A 20168-nucleotide genomic window follows, 5' to 3' on the forward strand; every position below is an offset into this window, starting at 1 on the left:
TTTAATATCAAATCTAAATCTAAAACTAAATATTTGCAAAAAATTTATTTTTTACAATCCGCCTCAAAATCAATTTCTTTGGCAAAAAAAATATAAGCAAAGTTTAAAAATTATAAATAATTCAAAAAACTGTTTTACCCCAAAGTCAATTATTTTTTCAATTATTTATGATTTTGAAAATTATTAAAAATATTTATCAATAAAAAATTGCTTTTGGAGATTTTCATATCCAATAAAAAATGCAATATTTGAAAAAACCAAAGAAAACTGAAAAAATATTTTTTGTTAATGATTTAAAATTATTATCAAATTGCCCAAAACCATCAATAATCCACCTAATATTTTTTATGATATTTCTTTTCTTTTTTCTTTCTGGCTAATATTTTTAATTATTCAAAATTTGATTTTTACTCTTATAAAATACTTTTAACCTAATAAATAACATTTTTGCTACAATAAAATACAAGCAAGTTTCCTAAAAGTTTTCGTGCATTTGTTGCAAGTCTTTTATTGCATTTAATTTATTGAATTGCAATTGCTGTTTGATTTTTATTTTGGGCATTTTGCAAGTCTTTTATTGATAAATTAAATAAATGCGGCATTATCGTATCCCAATCCCGCTTTTGCAAAAACATCTAAATTGACAAAACGAAAAAATATTTACTAAATAATTCAACAATGCCAACAACAACCAAAAACCAAACCTAAATATATTTTTCAATGCTCAATTCCGGATTTGCAATCCCAATTCAATCCCAATTTTTATTTTTTTAATTTTTAATTTTCAAAATATTTCAAGAAATTATTTTCATCTTTAATTATGAATAATTTTCAAATTACAAACTGGAGGTTCCAAGTGAATGACATTAAATTTTTTGCTTTAGGAGGACTGGGCGAAAGTGGAAAAAATTTTTACGTCTTGCAAATTAACGAATCTTATTTTTTACTTGATGCTGGACTAAAATATCCCAATACCGCTCTTTATGGCATCGATTCTATGATTGCTGATTATTACAAATTACAAGATATCAAAGACAAGATTAAAGGCGTTTTTTTATCATCAGCTTTTGAAACCAATTTGGGTGCCTTGCCTTACTTGATGAAAGATTTTGATATCCCTGTTTATGCTTCTTATTTTACGATGCAAGTTCTAAAAGCGCATTTTCAAAGTCATAAAATTAATTACCGCAATTTTAATCTACAAATCGTTAAAAGCGATGAAAGACTTATTTTTGATGATGTGGCAGTGGCTTTTTTTGCTACATCGCAATTGATTCCTGAAACATTGGGAATGGTTTTTCAAACTAAACGAGGTAGCATCGTTTACTCTGGCGACCTTAAATTATTGCATTCTAAAAATAAATTTTTTCAAACTAATTTTACAAGATTAGCTCAATTAGCACAACCCAAAGTACTTGCCTTTTTGCCTTCTTGTCGTGGGGCTTTTAGCACATCTGCGCATAATAATGATGCATCGAGTTTTGAGCACAAATTGAATAACTATTTTAGCAATCACTTGCTTAAATCCGAAGGTATTATTGTTATTCCTTCTTTGATGCCTGATTTGTTAAAAATTCAATCCATAGTGGATTTGGCATGTAGACTTAATTTTAAAATAACTTTTTTAGGTAGAAAAAGTGAAAAAATTATTGATATTGCTTTGAAAAAAGGTTTTTTAAAAGTGCCTTCCTTCAATTTAGTGGAATTAAAAACACTAGAAGACTCCAAAAAACATCCAAAATTAGTTGTCTTTGTGCTAGGTAAACATTTTGAATCTTTGTTTCATTTGCAAAAAATGTGTCAAAAAACAGACACTTTAATTCATTTAACGCCCCAAGATTTAGTGTTGTTAATGTCCAAAGAAATGGCAGGAATTGCCAAAATGCAATCTCAAACCCTAGATCTTTTGTCACGCCACAATATTCAAGCCCATGTTTTGGTAAAAGACCTAGACGCTTGTTCCAATGATTATGAAAAAACCCTCAAATTGATGCTTAATTTTTTAAAACCTCAATACATTATTCCTGTTATGGGCGAATATCGTCATCAATATCAAGTGCAAAAAATTGCCCAAAGTTTAGGATTCAAACTCAACCAAACTTTCTTGTTAGAAAATGGCAGTATTTGGCATTGTGACCCACAAAAAGATGCCTTTGCCGAATCTAATACTGGTGTTCTTACAGAAATTTTAATTGATGGTACTCCCGTTATTGGTGGGCAAGATTTTATTATGAAAGACCGTGAATTTTTAGCAGCGGATGGAGTTGTAATTGTTGTTGCCAATGTTAATGCTAAACACAAAAAAATAGTAGGTGCTCCACAATTAGTAAGTAAAGGCTTTTTGGCAGATTCTGAAACTAGTCATATTTTTCCTAAGTTAAAAGCTATTTTTGATGAAAAAAGTGAAATTTTTTTGAAAAAAAAGTATCTTAAATGGAATGATTTCAAAAAAAATATTAGAGAATCATTAGTTAAATTTTTATTCAAAGAAACTAAAAAAAGACCTATTGTTATTCCTATTTTCATTAGTGTTAAAAGTGAATAAAACGAATAATAAATACAAATAAATACGATACAAAATAATAAGAAAGTTGTCAAAAAACAATAATTCAATATAAAAAAGTTAATTTATTGTTGTTGTGCCTTCCTTTTGTTTTTTGCTCTTTTGTTTTTCCAATTTGACCAATCTGACAATTTAATTTTTGTATTTTTCATTTTTGCACTACTTCACCCCAAATAAACCCTAATTACAACCCACTAACATCTATTTTTAATACTAATTTCTTTTGATATTTTAATTATATTCCAAATATTTTTCATTACCAAAAACCTTTATATGGCAAATAATTGGCATCCCTAAAGCAAATTAAAGGAGAATGATGTGAAAATAAAAGTTGCAACCACTTCTACTAGTTGTCTCGATTATTACTCGCATTCTTGTGATATTGACATTCTTAGAATCAAAATTTTAATCGACGATCAAGAATATATTGATGGTAAAACCATGAAATACGATCAATTTTATCAAATGTTTAAAAACAACCCTGATTTTATGCCTAAAACTTCGCAAGTATCGGTTGGCGAAATGGTAGTTTATTTTGAAAAGTTAGCTTTACAAGGTTATCAAAAAGTTTTTGTAACTACGCTATCTTCTGCTTTAAGCGGCACTTATAATGCTATTATTCAAGCAGGAAAAATGGTATCAGATAAAATTGAGGTACACTGTTATGACACTAAAACTGTCTGTTTTTGTGAAGGTTTTTTTGCCCTAGAAGCTTATCGTTTATTTGCAGAAGGCAAATCCCTAGAACAAGTTGTTAAGCATTTAGATTTCATTAAAGAAAATAATACCATTTTTTTTATGACCAAAAAGCTTACACAATTAATTAAAAATGGACGTTTAGTAGGAGTAAAAAGTTTTTTGGGGCGCCTTTTGAGAATAAATCCCATTTTGCAAGTTCAACAAGATGGCAAAATTGCCTTAATTAAAAAGACTTTAAGCTCCCACAAAGCACTTTTAGCCATAACTTCTAAAATCAAAGAATATATCCAAAATCATGATTATCAAATCCATTTAATTTTTACAGGTCACCCTGAATTAAAAAACGAGTTTCAACAAGTTTTAGAAACCCAATTAGGCTTAAAAAATTTAGTACAAATCCCTTTAACTCCTGTTGTTGGGTGTCATGTAGGAGACAGCGCTATTGGAGTAGGAATTATTAGAAAACCTAAATTTCAAAAATAGTACCATTTTCCATTATTAAAGTTTTTGCAAAATTGAAAAATAGTATAAATATTAATTCTTGCTCCTTAATTCTTGCAAAATGTATTTGTTGGGTTCCTGCACGACTGTATTTCTACACCAAAATATCGCAATAATACATATTTTGCAAATATTTGTCATAAAACAATTTTATTATTTGACTTTTTGGCTAAATGTTGGTATAATAATTATTGGTTAAAATTAAAAAAACTTTTGAATAACTTATTTTATTTTGATGCCACTTTAAGAGATTATTTTTATTTGTGCTTTATGATTTATTCCAAGGTATAAATAAAAAATATTAGGCCCGTTGGAGAAACGGTTAACTCACATGCCTTTCACGCATGCATTCACGGGTTCAAATCCCGTACGGGTCACCAATTTGATCAAAAAAGCACCCATAGCTCAATTGGATAGAGCATCTGACTACGGATCAGAAGACTAGGGGTTCAAATCCTCTTGGGTGTGCCATTAAAACATCATAAATGCAATTAACGGGAAGTAGCTTAGCTTGGTATAGCGCCTGGTTTGGGACCAGGAGGTCGCGGGTTCAAATCCTGCCTTCCCGACCATTCCTTAATTAACTATCTATGCGGGCGTCGTATAATGGCCATTACCTTAGCCTTCCAAGCTAAAGACGTGGGTTCGATTCCCATCGCCCGCTCCATTTATTATTCCCCATAATAAATATAAAATAAAACTATAAACTAAAAAGTTAAACCGCTTATTGATGAGATAAGCGGTTTAACTTTTATTATATATTAACACAACAAAAAAAGCTGCAACAAATTGTTACAACTTTTCTTTCAAACTATTAAATTATTTTTTTAGTCTTAAAAAAATCATACATGCGGTCTTCATCAATATGAGGGCTTACAAAATTAGCAATATTTTTTAAATCTTCTATTTTGGTATTTCCCATAGTAATTGCCACATCAGCTAATTTAAGCATTTCAAAGTCGTTGGGACCGTCTCCCATACAAATTAATTGATGATCGGGATAAAGAGTCTTAATTTGCTTAATTCCGTATGATTTGTCTATTTTTTGATACATTATATCAACAAAACCACTATCCCAAAAGTAAGCTTTTAATTGGGGCATATCTTTTAAAAATTGTTGTATCTTTTCTTTATCGTTTTCTTTTTCATGTAATAATACCATTTGATAAACTTTTTGTTGCTCAAAAAAAGCATCATTTAGAACTAGTTTTTGTTCCCCTTTAAAACTGCTAATATTGTTGAGTGTTTGGTTGTTTTGTAAATCTATGGCAAAAATTTGGTCTAAGGTAAAAAGAGTTAAAGCAATTCCATTTGTAGCAGCTGCTTTTTTAACTTGCATAACATCTTTTTGGTCAAAACAAACCTCATTAAGGACTTTTTCTTCTTGCGTCTTTTGTGCTTGCATTGTAAGAGCGCCGTTGCACAAAACTAAATATTTAAATAAAGGTCTTAATTCTTTTAAAACTCCTAATCTAGCATAACTTCTGCCTGTAGCAATTCCTAAAACTACATTAGGACTTTGTGAAAGCTCTTTGATTAACGCTTTTGTCTGAGGCAAAATAGCTTTATTTTTATTACTTCTTAAAGTGCCGTCAATATCAAAAAAAATTAGTTTTTTCATAAACTTTATTACCTATTTTCTTTATGAATATAATTTATAATGTCTTTTTTGCTAAAAATATTAATTTTATACAATAATTAATTACAATTGTTGCTTATATTATACTATAATATAGGTAGTAATAATCGTTAAAATAGGAAACCTTGACAGTTTTTTATTGATTTTAATGAGATTTAAAGGAGAATAATTTTTATGAATAATTTAGACCCAAAGATTAATAACTATAATTCCGATGTTTCTTTCTTTGCTTTGGGAGGGCTTGGTGAAGTTGGGAAAAACATGTATGTTTTTGAAATTCACAAGCAAATTTTTATTGTAGATTCAGGGATTTTGTTTTCAGATGATTTTTTGTTAGGAGTCAATTACGTCATTCCCGATTATGATTATTTATTGAAAAACGAATCGCGTATTGTAGGGCTTTTTGTTACTCACGGACATGAAGATCATATTGGAGGCATTCCTTATTTGCTTAAAAAAGTGCGTATTCCTAAAATTTTTGTCTCAGGGATTGCATATTATTTGTTAGAACATAAATTAGCAGAGCATAAAGAAATTGGCGCCCTGCCCAAAATAGAAAAATACAGCCATGATACCAAATACGAATTTAGCCATCAAGTAAATGTGTCTTTCATCAGACTTAACCACTCTATTCCTGACACTTTTGGGATCGTTTTTAACACCAAATACGGCAATATTTTTTATACTGGGGATTTTAAAATTGATTATACTCCAGTAGGTCCAGAAGCGCAATATGATAAATTAATCAAGATTAAACAAGAAGGCGTTTTGTGCCTGCTTTCTGATTCTACTAATGCCGAGCAATCTGGGTTGGTCCAATCCGAAAGTACTATTGGGGCTTCCATTAATGAACTTTTTGTAAATATTGCAGACCGCATCATTATTGTTACTTTTGCTTCTAATTTTTACCGCATCAAACAAATTGTAGAAGCTGCTATTCAGACTAAAAGAAAAGTTGCAGTGTTTGGGCGCAGCATGGAAAAAGCTTTGGAAATTGGCAAAAAACATGGCTATCTTAACATTCCTGAAGGCACCCTTGTCACAAGTAATAACATTCACAAATATCGCGATATTATCTTGCTTTGCACCGGCTCACAAGGAGAGCCCTTAGCAGCTTTAAGCAGAATTGCTAACAACACTCACAGACAAATTAAGTTAAGTCCCAAAGATACTATCATTTTTTCTTCTTCTCCCATTCCTGGCAACCAAGAAAACATTAATAAAATTTTTGATTTACTTTTCAAAAAAAATGTCAACGTCATCACTCACGGACCTTTAATTAACACTCACGTATCAGGACACGGTAACCAAAATGACCTGAAATTGATGCTTTCGCTTACCAAGCCTAAATATTTTATTCCAGTTCACGGCGAACATCGCATGTTAATTGCACACAAAAATTTAGCTCTAGAATGTGGTATTCCAGAAAGTAATATTTTTATTTTGGAAAACGGACAAATGGTAAACTTAGCTCCTGAAAAAGCTGCCATTACCCAAAAAACGAATGTAGGCAACGTCTTTATCGATGCTTCTGGAATAGACGATGTGGGCAATGCCATCCTAAAAGAACGTCGTAGTCTGAGTGAAAAAGGCTTATTTTCTGTTGTTATGAGTATTGATTTAAAAAGAAAAAAAGTCCTTAATTTACCAACAATTGTTTCTCGTGGCTTTATTTATATGAAAGATAATCAAGAAATGATTAAACAAATTTCTTATGATATTAAAAATAGTATTGAAACTGCTATTAAACAAGATGAAGTGCAAAAAGAGACTTTAAACAAAATTATCGTTGATTATCTTGCCTCTAAAATATACGGAATTACTTTGAGAAATCCAATTATTATTCCTATTATTTTGACAGTTTAAAAGTAGTTTATAGCATTTTTTCATTATTTTCTTATTTCCATTATTTTAAAAAACCATTTTCAAAACTATTTGATTTTTTACAATGATATCTTTTTTTGCAAATAGTGCACCAAATTTATTTTATTATTTATCGAATTATTTTTTTATTCAAAATTTATTTCGATTTTTATATTAACACCGTTTTTAATATTAAAATTTTTTATTGAACCACAATAAATAACTTTTTTAAAAAATAAAACGGTCTTTTTTTTAAATATTTTGGGATCATTTTAATAACTTTTTACCCTTTTTATTCTTTTTTCTTTCCTTGCATTGATTTTCCTTTTGTTTTTCCTTTTAGGATATGCAGATGTTGTAAAAAACATTTTGCCTTTGGATTTGCCTTAGGATTTTAATTATTTTTCAAAATTAACCATTATTTAACTAAAAATAAAAAACCTTCTACATTTTATAACTCAAATTAATTATAATTTAAAATTTTTAATAGCACTATTACATTTTAAAAATAAAATATAATATTTTTAATATATGAATATCGCATTTTTGCACGCCAAAATTCATTCATTAATTTATTTTATCAAAGGAGAATTACATAAATAATTATGGTAATTGTTTATACGAGTTTTAGTTTTGTGTCTTGTAAAAAAGTTAAAAAATGGTTAAAAGCTCATGGGGTAAGATACGAAGAGCGTAATTTGTTAAATTATAAAATGCAACCACAAGATCTGGATTTAATTTTAAAAAATTGTGATTATGGGTTTAATGATATTATTTCGCGACGTTCCAAAATTTTTAAAGAAAAACAAATAGATTTGGAAACTATCAACACCGACAACATCAAAAAAATTATTATTGAAAATCCTGAAATTTTAAAAAGACCTATCATTATTAAAGATCAAAAAATTCAAATTGGGTATAATGAAGAAAAAATTCGTATTTTTATTCCCAAAAAACTGCGTTATTACTTGATGGAAAATAATGTTAATTTTTATAAAGATAAAGAAAATAATCAATATGAAACAGTATTGCAAAACTTTTTTAAAAACCATAAATAATGAAGAGCAATATTTTTGTTGCAAAAAGTCTCTTATCATTTGCAAAGTTTCTTTTATCATAAACAAACTCAAGTTTAAAAACAATATTTGTCCCTTTCCATTTATAAATTGGCTATTTATAAAAGATGTAATTAAAAAAATAAACTAAGTTGCAAGTTGCAAGACTTTCAAAAAGCAATTTTAATCAAAAATAATTTTGCAAAAATAATTTTCAATTCAAAGTTAGAATTTTTTTCAAATATTCTAATTTTTTTATATAAATTGCAAATATTAGCTTGTTATTTTATCTTTTTTCAGTTTATTGTGATATATAATAAAAGAAGTGATGACAAATTTTGGTCTTTTTTGCAAAACCAAAGACAACAAAAACTGCCAAAATGCAAGAAATATTAAGGAGGTATTAAGTGATGTCAAATTATAGTTTCAAATTGAACAACAATCAAGTAGCAACAATTAAAAAATTCTACTACAAACAATTAAAATTATCACCTAATAAAACGGTTGCTTTTGTTATAGATGAATCTTTGGCTAAAATAACAGTTTATAATAACGGAACTTTGTTAGTGCAAGGAAAAAATACCTTATCTATCGTTGCTTTTATTAAAAAAATATTGCAAATGAAAACAGTTAGCGATAATAGCGAAATAAAAGAAGTTAGCCATTCATTAGTCAAACAAGTTCCAACGTTAAAAACTAAAAGCAATGCAGGGACAAATTCATTTTTGCCACTTTATAACAAAAAAACTTATTATCTTCCATCCATTGGTTCTGATGAAGTAGGTACAGGAGATGTTTTTGGTCCTGTTATTGTTTGTTGTGTTTACTTGACTGCTAAAAATATTGTTTTTTTGCAAAAATTAGGAACTATTGCTGAATCCAAAAAAATCTCAGATGAAAAAATAATGCAGCTAGCTCCTTTAATTATGAAAGAAGTTATTTATTCTGTTAAAATAATGATGCCTTTAGAATACAATCAAACAATCAAACAATGTAATCTCAACAAAATTAAGGCTTTAATGCATAACGAAGCAATTAAGCAAACCGTTTTAAAAGCTTCTCCAAATGTTCCTGTCATTTTGGATCAGTTTTGCTTTCCTAAAAATTATTTTAATTATTTGCAAGACCAAAAAGCCCAAAATGAGATTTATACAAAGATTATTTTTGAAACTAAGGCCGATAGTTCTTATTTTAGTGTTGCTGTGGCTTCTGTTATTGCTAGATATCTTTTTTTAACACAAATAGCAAAACTTTCTAAGAAAATTAATTCCAAATTGCAATTAGGAGCAGGCAAATTGGTAGATTTGCAAATTGATTTGATAGTAAAACAACACGGATTAGAGATTTTGCCTCAAATTGCTAAGTGTAATTTTAAAAATATTGTGCGCAAAATGGAATAAATTTATAATATTGGTGCTTAATTGCAAGTTTATTTATCCAAAAACACATTTAAAGGAGTTTTTATGTCAACTATTTTTACTAAAATTATCAAAAAACAAGTTCCTGGTTATCTACTTTATGAGGATAATTTAGTAGTTGCTTTTTTAGATATTACCCAAGCGACCAAAGGACACACTTTGGTGGTGCCTAAACAAGAATATCGTGATATTTTGATGATGCCCGAAGATGTTTTTGCCCATTTGTTTAAAGTAGTACATCAAATAAGCAAAGTATTAATGGATGTTTTTCAAGCTCAGGGAATCAATTTATTAAATAATAATGGCAAAGTAGCAGGGCAGACTGTTTTTCATTATCATGTGCATTTGATTCCTCGTTTTGATGAAAAAGAAATTAATTTGGTTTTTAAAAATAATGCTTCTTTGATGTTTCCTCAAGATTATGAAAAAGTTCAAAAAGCTATTTTAGCGCATTTGAATAAATAAAAAATATATTGTTAAGGAAACATAAAATAAATATATTGTTGTCTTGCTTTTTTTGATGATAAAACCTTTACAAAATATTTATATGGGTTTTTATGGGTCTTTTCTAACTGTTTCATTTATTTAGACAACTTAATATTTTAATATAACATTTAAGACCAGCTTAATCGTTGGTCTTTTTTGTTTATAAAATGGCACAATTATTAACTTATAACAAAAAAACCAAACTATTTTAATAGTTTGGTTTAATCATAGATATGTAATTGGAAGCAAAAATTAGCTTTTGCGAGTTACTTTTAAGAAATGATAAAAAAATTTGTCAAATAAATGATATTCTTCTAAAATTTGAAAATCGTTTTTTAATAGCCATTCTTGAAGATAATCTTGATTGCTTTGTGATCCTAATATAAAATGTTTGCTTTTATCAGGACTTTTTTCAAGTATTTTAGTAATAGCATAAGTTCCCATACCACAAATTAGGGCAAGATCAAAATCTTGGCAAATGTTTTTGAATCCGTCATTTAAACAAAAAGTAACTGGATAGCAAGCAAGGTTTTTTTGGGCTTGAAATAAAGGTTTTAATCTTATATCTGCTGCAATTGCTTGTTTGATATAGCCTTGTTGAAAAGCCTTTTTGAGTAACTAAACCATGATCTGTTCCGATGTCTACAACGGTGTCATAATTTTTAGTAAGAGACGCAATAAAAGGGATTCGTTTCATTTTATTTGTGGTTGTGGTACAAACTTTTTAATTTGCTTTGTTTAGCTGGAGTTCTGAGTCGTCTTAGAGCTTTGGATTCAATTTGGCGGATTCTTTCTCTAGTAACTCCAAATAAAGCGCCTACTTCTTCTAAAGTGTGGGTTTTGCCATCTAAAAAACCATAGCGCATTTTTAATACTTTTTCCTCGCGGTCAGTTAAGGTATTTTCTAGGACTTCATCTAAAAGATTTTGAGTTACTTCTTTCATCATGTATTCGTGGGGGGATAAAATGTTGGGATCTGAGATAAAATCCCCCAAAGAAGTTTCGTCTTCTTCGTTTTCTCTTGCGGGAGCTTCCAAAGAGATGGGTTTTTTTTCAATATATTGGATGCTGCGAATTTTTTCATCAGAAATATTCATTTTGTCGGCTAACTCTTCAACTGTAGGTTTTTTCTTAAGTTTTTGAGTTAATTTGCGAGTGCAAAGTGCCATTTTATTAATAGTTTCTACGATGTGGACAGGAATTCGGATAGTTCTTGCTTGATCGGCAATCGCTCTTGTGATGGCTTGTCTAATCCACCAAGTGGCATAGGTAGAAAATTTAAATCCTTTTTGATAATCGAATTTATCTACTGCACGCATTAAGCCCATGTTGCCTTCTTGGATTAAATCAAGAAACAAAATGCCTCTTCCAATATATCGTTTGGCAATGGAAACTACTAATCTATAATTGGATTCTACCAAAATATCTTTGGCGCGCCTTGCTTGTTCGATTTGGTCATGTGCTTCTTGGAGTTGTTCTTCGGATAATTCAATTTCTTTGGTTTTGTGCTTGGCAAGATTTTGTTTGGCTTGTTTTCCTAAAAAAACTAAAATGGATTTTTTTTGTTCTTCTGCTAGCGAAAGCAAAGGGATTTGACCAATTTCTTTTAAATACATGCGAACTGAGTCATCCATTTTAATATCAGAATGGATTTTAGAAATTTCTTCTTTAGAAATTTTTTCATCTTCGTCTTCTTCTAATTCTATGAGTTTTTCATCTGATATTAAGTCCTTTTCAGAAATGTCAAAATCTTGGATGTCTTCTTCTGAGTCTTGTGTGTTGTCTTCATCTTTGTTGTCATCTGTTTTTTCTAAGTTTGCATTTGTTAATTCGGAATCAAGGTCAGTAAAATCATCATTGGTGGTGTTTGTTTGGGGGTGCGTATCATTTTGATTGGAGTTTTCATTTAGAGATGGAGCTGCTTGTGTTTCGCAAGAAATAATTTGAATCCCTTGTTCTTTTAGGTTTTGTGCTATTTGTTGATATGGTATTTTTATGTTTTGATTTTGCAAAAAAGACATAATTAATTGAGATGTTAGTTTTTTTTCGATTCCAGCTTGCTCATTTAAAGTTTTGATTATGTTAACGAATTCCATTTATTAACTCCCTTTTTTCTTTTTTTAATTAAAATTTGGATATGAACTTGTTTTGATTTTGGTTTTTTGAGTGGTTTGTTTTTTAACAAAATATATCATTTACTAATTCGCTTAATTGTTGTTGTAATTGTCTTCTTTCTTTTTTGAGCTTGTCTTTCTTTTTTTGTAATTTGTTTTTTTCAGTGTTATCTATTGGAAGTAATTTATCATTTAACTCATTTATTTTTTGTTGTTTTTGTTCTATTTTGTCGCGGATTTCTAATTCTTTTATATAATTGTTAAATATTTTGCCTTCTTTATCTTGTAAAAGAGGGCGCTTTTCCATTTTAAAAAAATGATGTTTTTCGATAGATGTCAATAAATCATCAATATTTTCTTTAAATGCGGTGTTTTTGATTTCTTCCCAAGGAATACAAGTTTGTTTAGGATTTTTCTTGTAATAATTTTTAATATAGTTTAGCAGACAACTGCATTGCAAGTCATCAAAACCGGGGGTTTTTTTGATGGTGGCAAATGTTTTGGAGTTTTGGGTTTTGAAAAAAGCAGCATTTAAAAGCAATTCTATGATGATTTCTATTTTAATGTCAAATTTGGTTACATTTAATTGTTGTTTGGTGTGAGCAATGTAAGGAGGTTTTGGGGTTTTGTTAATGGAGACTTGAGAATTAAGGTTAACTGTTAGTTGATATGTTTTTTGTAAGTATTCTTGATAAAGCATTTTGATTTCAAAGCTTGAGGATTGGAATAGTTCTTGTAATTCTTTTTTGGTTTGGGCTTGGTTGTAATAATCCATTTGTTGGCAAATCAAATCCACTTTCAAAGCTAAAAAATCCCTTAAATTATCAGTTAGAAGGTGTTGGTATTTTTCGGGTCCTTCAGTTTTGATGTATTCATCGGGGTCTAGATTATTGGGAAAATCTACTATTTGGACTTTGAAGTGGTTTTTTTGGAGAAAGGTTCCAATTTCTAAAGTAGCGGTTTTTCCTGCTTTGTCGCCGTCATAGGCAATAATTATTTTGTCGGTGAGTTTTTTTAATAGTTTGGCATGATCCAAAGTAAGGTTGGTTCCCATGGTAGCAACTACGTTTTTGAATTGGGCTTTGAAAGATGCCATAACATCAAAAAAACCTTCATGCAAAATGACTTTTTGTTTTTTTCTGATTTCAGCTTGGTTTTCGTAGTATTGATACAAAGTTTCGCCTTTTTTGAAAATTATTGTTTCGGGACTGTTGAGATATTTAGGCATTTGATCATCTAGACTGCGGCTGGAAAAAGCAACAATTTGGCCTGATTTGTTAGTAATGGGAAAAATGAGTCGGTTTTTGAAAAAATCATAAAAGTTGCCGGTTTTGTCGTCTTGATTGATGAGACTTAATTTTTTGAGGTCATCAGGGTCAAATTTGGTACCTTCTATTAAATAACGTGATAAATGGGAAGCTTTGGGAGCATAACCTAATTTAAAATGTTTTATTATGTCATTGTCAAAGCCTCTTTTTTCTAAATAATTGAGGACTTGTTTGTTGTGTTTTAATTGATGGGAATAAAAATCTGCTGCTTCTTGAATGATGTTGTAGAATTTTTGGTATTGATGGGTGTTTTGCTGGGGTAGGGAAGTAGCAATGCCCAAGCGGGTTGCCAGTTCAAAAATGGCTTGATTTAAAGAGGTGTTTTTGATGCTTTTGTAAAAAAAAACAGGATTACCGCCTTTTTTACAAGACATACAAACTCCTATATTTCTTTCAGGAGACACAGAAAAAGAAGGCGTTTTTTCATCGTGAAAAGGGCACAACCCCATGTAATTTTTGCCTGATTTTTTTAATTGTACAAATTCTTGAACTAAATCAAGGATAGGCATTTTTTCATTGATTTGATCAATTAATTGTTTGTTATCTTCCATTTTGATCCTTTATTTTAAAATAATTTTTTCTTGGATGTATTGTTTGGCTTCTGCTAGTAAAAAGGTTTGTTGTTGGGCGGTGTCACGGTTTCTTAAAGTCACTGTGTTGTGGGTAAGGGTTTGGTCGTCTACAGTGAGACAAAAAGGAGTACCAATCATATCTTGTCTGCGGTATCTTTTGCCAATACTTTGTGTCTCATCGTAACAAACATCAAAATGTTTGGCTAAATACTGGTGGATTTCTTGGGCTTTGGCGCTGTGTGTTTTTTTGATTAATGGCAAAACAGCTACTTTGTAAGGTGCTAAAAAAGGGTGAAAAGTAAGGATTTGCCTTGTTTCGTTGGAGGTGTTTTCTTCGTGGTAATTGTTAATTAGAAAAGCAAAAAATAGTCTTTCTATTCCTAAAGAAGGTTCGATAACGTAGGGTAAAATTTTTTGTTTGGTAGTTTCGTCAAAATAAGTAAGATCTTTTTTGGAGTGTTGTTGGTGGGTTTTCAAGTCGAAGTTTGTTCTGGAAGCAATCCCCCAAAGTTCATCAAAACCCCAAGGAAATTTGAATAAAATATCGCAAGTTTGTTGTGAATAATGGCTGAGGTTTTCTTTTTTGTGATCTTTAAATGTTAAATTTTGCGGGTTCATACCCAAAGTAATTAAAAAATCATACATTAATTTTTTCCAGTGGTTAAACCAATGGGCTTCGGTGCCTCGTTGGCAAAAAAATTCTAGTTCCATTTGTTCAAATTCACAAGTACGGAAAATAAAGTTGCCAGGTGTCACTTCGTTGCGGAATACTTTTCCAATTTGGCAGACTCCAAAGGGAAGTTTTTTTCTGGTAGTTTTTAAAATGTTTTTAAATTGGATAAAAATTCCTTGTGCTGTTTCAGGTCTTAAATATAGAGGTTTGGAGTTTTCCAAAATGACTCCTTGATGGGTTTTAAAAAGCATGTTAAAAGGTCTGATGGGTGTCCAGTTGGAAGTTCCTAAGACTTGGTTTTTGACTAAATAGTCATGCATTTGTTCGTAGGACCAACCGCTAATATCTAACTGTGGATTGTGGCTTTCGATGAGTTTATCAGCACGAAATCTCTTGTTGGTGTCTTGATTTTCGGTAAGGGGATCAGAAAAAGAATCCAGATGACCTGAGGCTTTCCATACGGTAGAATTAAGTAAAATGGATCCATCTAACAAAAAATTATTGGGTTGTTCTTGGACAAATTTTTGCAACCAAGCTTTTTTAATGTTGTTTTTTAATAAACTGCCTAAAGGACCATAATCCCAACTATTGGCAAGTCCCCCATAAATTTCACTGCCTGCAAATACAAATCCTGTTTGTTTGGCTAATGAAATAACTTTGTCTAAATGTTGCATCCCAAAAGCTCCTTTTTGTTGTTGGTGTTGATGTTTTGATTTTTGCGTTGTTTTTTTTTTTTTTGATTTTGTTTTTTTGAGTTTTTTCAATTATAATTATTTAATATCCAAAGCGACTTAATAAATCTTTTTGGTTGCGCCAATTAGGATACACCTTGACCCATAAATTAATGTGAGTTTTGATTTGCAAATGGCAATTGAGGTCTTGGCGAACATGTGTTCCTATTTGTTTGAGTTTGGAGCCTGCCTTGCCAATTAAGATTTGTTTTTGAGAGCTTCTTTCTACCAAAATCAAGCCCCAAATTTCTAATAAATGGTCTTTTTGTTCCATTTTTTCAATTATTACGGCTGAGGCGTGAGGGATTTCTTCGTGGACATAATAAAGGACTTTTTCGCGGATTATTTCTGCTATCCAAAGTTCTTTTTTTTGATCAGTAATCATGTCTTGCGGATAGTAAGCGACCCCTGGTTTGATATTTTGATAGATATTTTCTTTTAAAAAAGTGGTGTTTTTGGCTTTGATAGCAGAAAGTGGGATTACTGTTTGAAAAGAAAAATGGTTTAAATAGCTTAAAATAATAGCATCAATTTGGCTTTTGCTCTTTAAACGGTCAATTTTGTTGATGACTAAAAAAACTGGTTTTTTGGTTTGGAAAATCATTTTTAACAAAGTTTCTTCTTTGGGATGATAAAAGGAATCTGTTAAAAAGAGAATTAAATCAACGTCTTTGATGCTTTGAAAAGCGATGTTGTTCATTTTTTGGTTCAATAAATGTTTATATTGGTTAATTCCTGGGGTGTCTACAAAAATATATTGGGCGTTAGGTTCGTGGCAAATGCCAATAATTTTGTGGCGTGTTGTTTGGGGTTTGGCGCTTGTGATGGCAACTTTTTGTTGGGTTAATGCGTTTAGAAGAGTTGATTTGCCGACGTTTGGGCGTCCCAAAATAGCAATAAAACCAGATTTAAAATCCATGTAAGTCCTCAATTTCTTAGTTATTTTTTTGTTTTTCTTTTTTCTTGTTGGTGTTTGTGCGGGTGTTTTTATTTTGGTTTGTTTCTTTTTGTTTGGTTTTTATGGGATTTGGGGCTGCTGCTGTTTTATGTGTTTTGTCTAAATTTAGACCTACGTTTTGTAAAATTTTTTCTTGTAAAGCAAGCATTATTTGAAACTCTTCTTCGGTGCGGTGTTGATAACCCTTAAGATGCAAAAAACCATGCACTGCTAAAAAAGCAATTTCGCGTTCTAAACTGTGCTTGGCTGTTTGTGCTTGGACTTGGGCTTTGGAAAAAGAAATAAAAACATCGCCTAAAGAATTGTCTTCTAAGCCTGCAAAAAAAGTTAAATCATTAGTAAAAGACAAAACATCTGTGGGATAATTTTTTTGGCGATAAAAGGAATTAAGTTCTTGAATTTTTTCGTTGGTAACAAAAATGAGATGCATTAATTTTTTTTCTTTGATGGGTAAAAACATTTTAATTAATAAAGATTTAAAAGGTGTGATGCAAAAAGAAGTTTGATTGTGGATTTTAATGATCATTTAGCATTTCCTATTTGGGGTTTGGGTGGTGGTTGTAGTTTTGGTTGCAATTGAGTTGTTTTTTTGGTAATTTTTAATAATGAGATTATTTTTTGATGATTTGAGCGAACATTTGAACGAATAAAATAAAAAGACATTTGCAAAAAAAACTTAAGCAAATATAAGCAAATATAAAATAAAAAAAGCAACTTATTTCAAGTAGCTTTTAATTGATTAAAACATTAACGCTTTTTACTACGCATATTTTTTTGGCGATTTTTCTTTTGTACGCTTGGTTTAATATAATGTTCTTTGCGACGCGCTTCTGCTAGGACACCAGATTTAGAAACTTCTCTTTTAAAACGACGTAGCGTTTCTTCGATAGTTTCTCCTTTACGAAAAACAGTTTTTGGCATTAATATCTCCTTTCCGTAATCTCAAATTAAAAATTAGCAATACTACTTATAGTATATCTCTTTTTTTGTTGTTTGTCAATAAGAAAAAGCAAAAAAATAATTAAATATTTTTGTAAGTGGTTTTATCTTTTGTTTATGGTCGTTTTTTATGGTGAAATTTGTCATAAATACGGTTAAATGAAATGCAATAGTAATAATGTATTTTTATATTTATATAAATGATTAATTTTAAATTTGAAGTTGTTTTTGTAATTGTTTAGTTTTTAAGTATAATTGGAAAAAATGACTGCACTGTTCAAGCATGTTTGTGATAAAATTCGGGTCTTCTTTGACTTCGATATTTTTGTTGGTTTGGTCGTTTTGATAGACCAAAAAGTAAGCTTTAATTGATTGAGAACAATAAATTTGGGCTTGGAGTTGGGCATAATAGATAGTAGGGATTTTTCCTTCATTTAAAAAGGATTGCCAAGTATAAGAGGCAAAAGAAATGGGGCATTTGATTTCTAAGAGGCTTTGGGATTGGGCGTCCCATCCATCCAAAGAAGCAGACATGAAATCTTTGACAAAGGCTTTGGGTTCGAATTGCATTTTTTGTGTTTGGTTGAAAAAATTTCTTGCTTGGGGTTCCAAAATTCGTCCGCGTTTCATTGCTTCGTTGTCTTCGATTGGAGTGTCAAAAACTTTTCTTTTTAATAATTGCTCTTTGGTTTCAAATGGATTTAAGCCCATGATAGCTGCTACTTCGGAAGCATTAATGTATTTTTTACGATGATTGTGCCAAGCTAAGGTATTTTGTTCTAATTGCATATGGCATCAACTATTGTTGGCACCAAAAGGAAAGTCCAAAAAAAGCCATGGTTAAAACAGTAAGAAAGCAGTTTAAGAAGAATTGTTCGCCTTTGATTTTGCGTCCTTGTTTTTGTTCGGAAAAAGAATTTCCCAAAGAAAAGCTGTCGTTGCTATCTGCTAAAAATAAAGTACTTAAAACGATAAAAGTACAAATAGTTACAAAAAAAACGGTATAATTCATAAAAATCTCCTTTGATTTTGGTAATTTGATTTTGGTAATTTGATTTTGGTAATTTGATTTTGGTAATTTGCTTAGCTAATTTTTTTTGTTGTTTTGTTGTTTTTAAATTTCTAATCGATTTAATAAAATAATGATTGATGATTCGTTTTTTGATAAATGTTTAAAATTTACTTACTCTTTTATTTTAGCAAGAAAAGCAGTTGTATTTTCAAATATTTTTATATTTTGGGAATTTATAAAGCGTACTTGGATTAAATCTTGCATGATGGCTTCCACTACGCCCAAGCCGAGAGTTTTGTGTTTGACTTTGTCTCCTTTTTGAAAAAAGCCATTTTCATTAGTGTAAGATACTTGGTTTGATTGGATTGGTTGAAATAAATGTGGGGAAAAATAATTTGGTCTTGGGGTTTCTTTTGGAAAAAAGCCCATTTCTTGTAAAAAGCGTGAAGGTTGACTGTCTATTTGTTTGCCATATGAAACTCTTTGATAAGCCCCAGTTAAAAACAACTTTTCTTCGGCTCTTGTAATTGCTACATAAGCTAGACGTCTTGATTCTTCTAAATCGCTTTTTTCTTTTTGGTTGCAATCAAAAAAAATATCTTCAAAAGCAGCTATAAAAACCACTCTAAATTCTAAACCTTTGACTTTGTGAATAGTAGAAAGTTTAACGCGATCGTTTTTGCTTGGGGTTTTGGGGTCTTGTTCGGTTTGTTCGTTAATTTCGCTATACAAAGATATTTGATCTAAAAGTTGGGTTAGTTTTTCAAAAATGTTTCCTTCCAAATTTTTTTCTGCTTGCATAAAAACTGATTTTAATTCTTCGATGTAATGTAAAGCAGGCTCAGAATCTTTTATTGATTGCATTTTGTAAGTTTCATCGTTTTTGTGACAATACTTAATTTTTTCATCAATATGAGTAATTATATCACTAAGACAGTCAAAAGAATCATTAATTAGTTCTTGGCGTAAAGCTGTAATTAATTTTTGAAATTCGTTTAGTTTAGTTTTGGTTTTTGGTTGAATTGGAGTTTGGTCTAGGTAGTTAAGGGCGTCAAAGAGAGCTAAGTTTTTTTCTTGGGCAAGTTGTTCTAGATGTGCAAGTGAAGTTGTTCCAATTCCTCTTTTAGGGGTGTTAATGATGCGTTTGAAATCAAAATCTTGTGAGGGATTTGCAATAACATTGAGATAAGCTAAAAAATCTTTGACTACTTTGCTTTGGTAAAAGGAAATACCTCCAAAAACTTGATAAGGAATGCTGTTTGCTAAGAATTTTTCTTCCAAAGGGCGTCCCAAAATGTTAGTACGATATAAAATAGTAAAATCTTGATAGCTGCAAATACCTTGTAAAACAAGGTTTTGGATGGTTTTTGTGATGTAGTCTGTCTCTTCTTTATAATCTGAAAAAAACTTGTAAATAACAGGTTCGCCTCCGCTTTTAGTGCTTTTGAGATTTTTTTTAAAAGGATGGTCTTCGTTGTGTTTGCGGTGTTTCGTTTTTTTATACAACTTTTGGTTTAAAAATTACTCTTTAAGACTTAAAATTAAATAGATAATTTCTTATCTTTTCAAACTAACAAAGTAATTTCATTACACTTAAAAAATGTCTAATGTTTTTTT

The 20168-nt window shown here is 30.2% G+C and carries 17 protein-coding genes and 4 tRNA genes; 10 read left to right on the top strand and 11 right to left on the bottom strand.

Translation table 11 applies throughout. The features are described 5' to 3' along the window. The first annotated feature begins 856 nt into the window (after positions 1 to 856). From KE631_RS01900 to KE631_RS01925, 6 genes are all read left to right on the top strand, one after another. Entirely contained in the window at positions 857 to 2545 is a 1689-nt protein-coding gene (locus KE631_RS01900) for a ribonuclease J (RefSeq protein WP_227807086.1), read from the top strand. Positions 2546 to 2881: 336 nt separating this feature from the next. Continuing rightward, entirely contained in the window at positions 2882 to 3745 is an 864-nt protein-coding gene (locus KE631_RS01905; RefSeq protein ID WP_212509185.1) for a DegV family protein, read from the top strand. A gap of 322 nt (positions 3746 to 4067) precedes the next feature. Continuing rightward, positions 4068 to 4143, top strand: a tRNA-Glu gene (locus KE631_RS01910). A 14-nt stretch (positions 4144 to 4157) separates the two neighbouring features. Then, a tRNA-Arg gene (locus tag KE631_RS01915) sits at positions 4158 to 4234 on the top strand. 24 nt (positions 4235 to 4258) lie between these two features. Beyond that, a tRNA-Pro gene (locus tag KE631_RS01920) sits at positions 4259 to 4335 on the top strand. Between the two features lie 20 nt (positions 4336 to 4355). Continuing rightward, positions 4356 to 4430 (top strand) — tRNA-Gly (locus KE631_RS01925). A 147-nt stretch (positions 4431 to 4577) separates the two neighbouring features. On the opposite strand, the gene KE631_RS01930 is transcribed toward KE631_RS01925, so the two are convergent. Beyond that, entirely contained in the window at positions 4578 to 5384 is an 807-nt protein-coding gene (locus KE631_RS01930) for an HAD-IIB family hydrolase (RefSeq protein WP_212509186.1), read from the bottom strand. A 192-nt stretch (positions 5385 to 5576) separates the two neighbouring features. Here KE631_RS01930 and KE631_RS01935 point away from each other — a divergent pair, with 192 nt between their 5' ends. The 4 genes from KE631_RS01935 to KE631_RS01950 all read left to right on the top strand — a co-directional run bounded on the left by KE631_RS01935 (position 5577) and on the right by KE631_RS01950 (position 10203). Next, on the top strand, positions 5577 to 7268 hold the full coding sequence (locus tag KE631_RS01935) for a ribonuclease J (RefSeq protein WP_212509187.1): 1692 nt from the start codon (positions 5577 to 5579) through the stop codon (positions 7266 to 7268). A 602-nt stretch (positions 7269 to 7870) separates the two neighbouring features. Further along, a complete protein-coding gene (gene spx, locus KE631_RS01940; RefSeq protein WP_212509188.1) occupies positions 7871 to 8323 on the top strand; it encodes a transcriptional regulator Spx in 453 nt (150 codons plus the stop codon). A 407-nt stretch (positions 8324 to 8730) separates the two neighbouring features. Beyond that, a complete protein-coding gene (rnhC, locus tag KE631_RS01945) occupies positions 8731 to 9720 on the top strand; it encodes a ribonuclease HIII (protein WP_249291116.1) in 990 nt (329 codons plus the stop codon). Positions 9721 to 9783: 63 nt separating this feature from the next. Then, the gene (locus tag KE631_RS01950) at positions 9784 to 10203 is read left to right on the top strand and encodes an HIT family protein (RefSeq protein ID WP_034171969.1); all 420 of its coding nucleotides are present in this window, start codon (positions 9784 to 9786) and stop codon (positions 10201 to 10203) included. 273 nt (positions 10204 to 10476) lie between these two features. Here the strand turns inward: KE631_RS01950 and KE631_RS01955 are convergent, their stop codons facing one another. The 10 genes from KE631_RS01955 to KE631_RS02000 all read right to left on the bottom strand — a co-directional run bounded on the left by KE631_RS01955 (position 10477) and on the right by KE631_RS02000 (position 20057). Then, positions 10477 to 10812 (bottom strand): tRNA (adenine(22)-N(1))-methyltransferase TrmK, encoded by a 336-nt coding sequence (locus KE631_RS01955; RefSeq protein ID WP_308507130.1) that lies wholly within the window; start codon positions 10810 to 10812, stop codon positions 10477 to 10479. Between the two features lie 110 nt (positions 10813 to 10922). Next, on the bottom strand, positions 10923 to 12320 hold the full coding sequence (gene rpoD / locus KE631_RS01960) for an RNA polymerase sigma factor RpoD (RefSeq protein WP_212509190.1): 1398 nt from the start codon (positions 12318 to 12320) through the stop codon (positions 10923 to 10925). Between the two features lie 82 nt (positions 12321 to 12402). Beyond that, positions 12403 to 14217 carry a DNA primase gene (dnaG, locus tag KE631_RS01965; RefSeq protein ID WP_212509191.1) on the bottom strand — a complete coding sequence of 605 codons (1815 nt, stop codon included), beginning with the start codon at positions 14215 to 14217 and terminating at the stop codon, positions 12403 to 12405. A gap of 9 nt (positions 14218 to 14226) precedes the next feature. Next, positions 14227 to 15585: a glycine--tRNA ligase gene (locus KE631_RS01970; RefSeq protein ID WP_212509192.1), complete on the bottom strand. Its 1359-nt coding sequence runs from the start codon at positions 15583 to 15585 to the stop codon at positions 14227 to 14229. A 100-nt stretch (positions 15586 to 15685) separates the two neighbouring features. Beyond that, the gene (gene era / locus KE631_RS01975) at positions 15686 to 16561 is read right to left on the bottom strand and encodes a GTPase Era (RefSeq protein ID WP_227807076.1); all 876 of its coding nucleotides are present in this window, start codon (positions 16559 to 16561) and stop codon (positions 15686 to 15688) included. A gap of 16 nt (positions 16562 to 16577) precedes the next feature. Next, positions 16578 to 17126, bottom strand: a complete 549-nt coding sequence (ybeY, locus tag KE631_RS01980) for an rRNA maturation RNase YbeY (RefSeq protein ID WP_249291124.1) — start codon at positions 17124 to 17126, stop codon at positions 16578 to 16580. Between the two features lie 221 nt (positions 17127 to 17347). After that, a complete protein-coding gene (gene rpsU / locus KE631_RS01985; protein ID WP_011160972.1) occupies positions 17348 to 17521 on the bottom strand; it encodes a 30S ribosomal protein S21 in 174 nt (57 codons plus the stop codon). A 228-nt stretch (positions 17522 to 17749) separates the two neighbouring features. Continuing rightward, a complete protein-coding gene (locus KE631_RS01990; RefSeq protein WP_212509194.1) occupies positions 17750 to 18328 on the bottom strand; it encodes a YqaJ viral recombinase family protein in 579 nt (192 codons plus the stop codon). A 10-nt stretch (positions 18329 to 18338) separates the two neighbouring features. Beyond that, positions 18339 to 18551 (bottom strand): hypothetical protein, encoded by a 213-nt coding sequence (locus tag KE631_RS01995; RefSeq protein ID WP_042068387.1) that lies wholly within the window; start codon positions 18549 to 18551, stop codon positions 18339 to 18341. A gap of 171 nt (positions 18552 to 18722) precedes the next feature. Then, positions 18723 to 20057 carry an ATP-dependent helicase gene (locus KE631_RS02000; protein ID WP_249291126.1) on the bottom strand — a complete coding sequence of 445 codons (1335 nt, stop codon included), beginning with the start codon at positions 20055 to 20057 and terminating at the stop codon, positions 18723 to 18725. Positions 20058 to 20168 lie beyond the last annotated feature (111 nt).

The organism is 'Santalum album' aster yellows phytoplasma (genome assembly GCF_018283495.1).
GTDB lineage: Bacteria > Bacillota_I > Bacilli_A > Acholeplasmatales > Acholeplasmataceae > Phytoplasma > Phytoplasma asteris.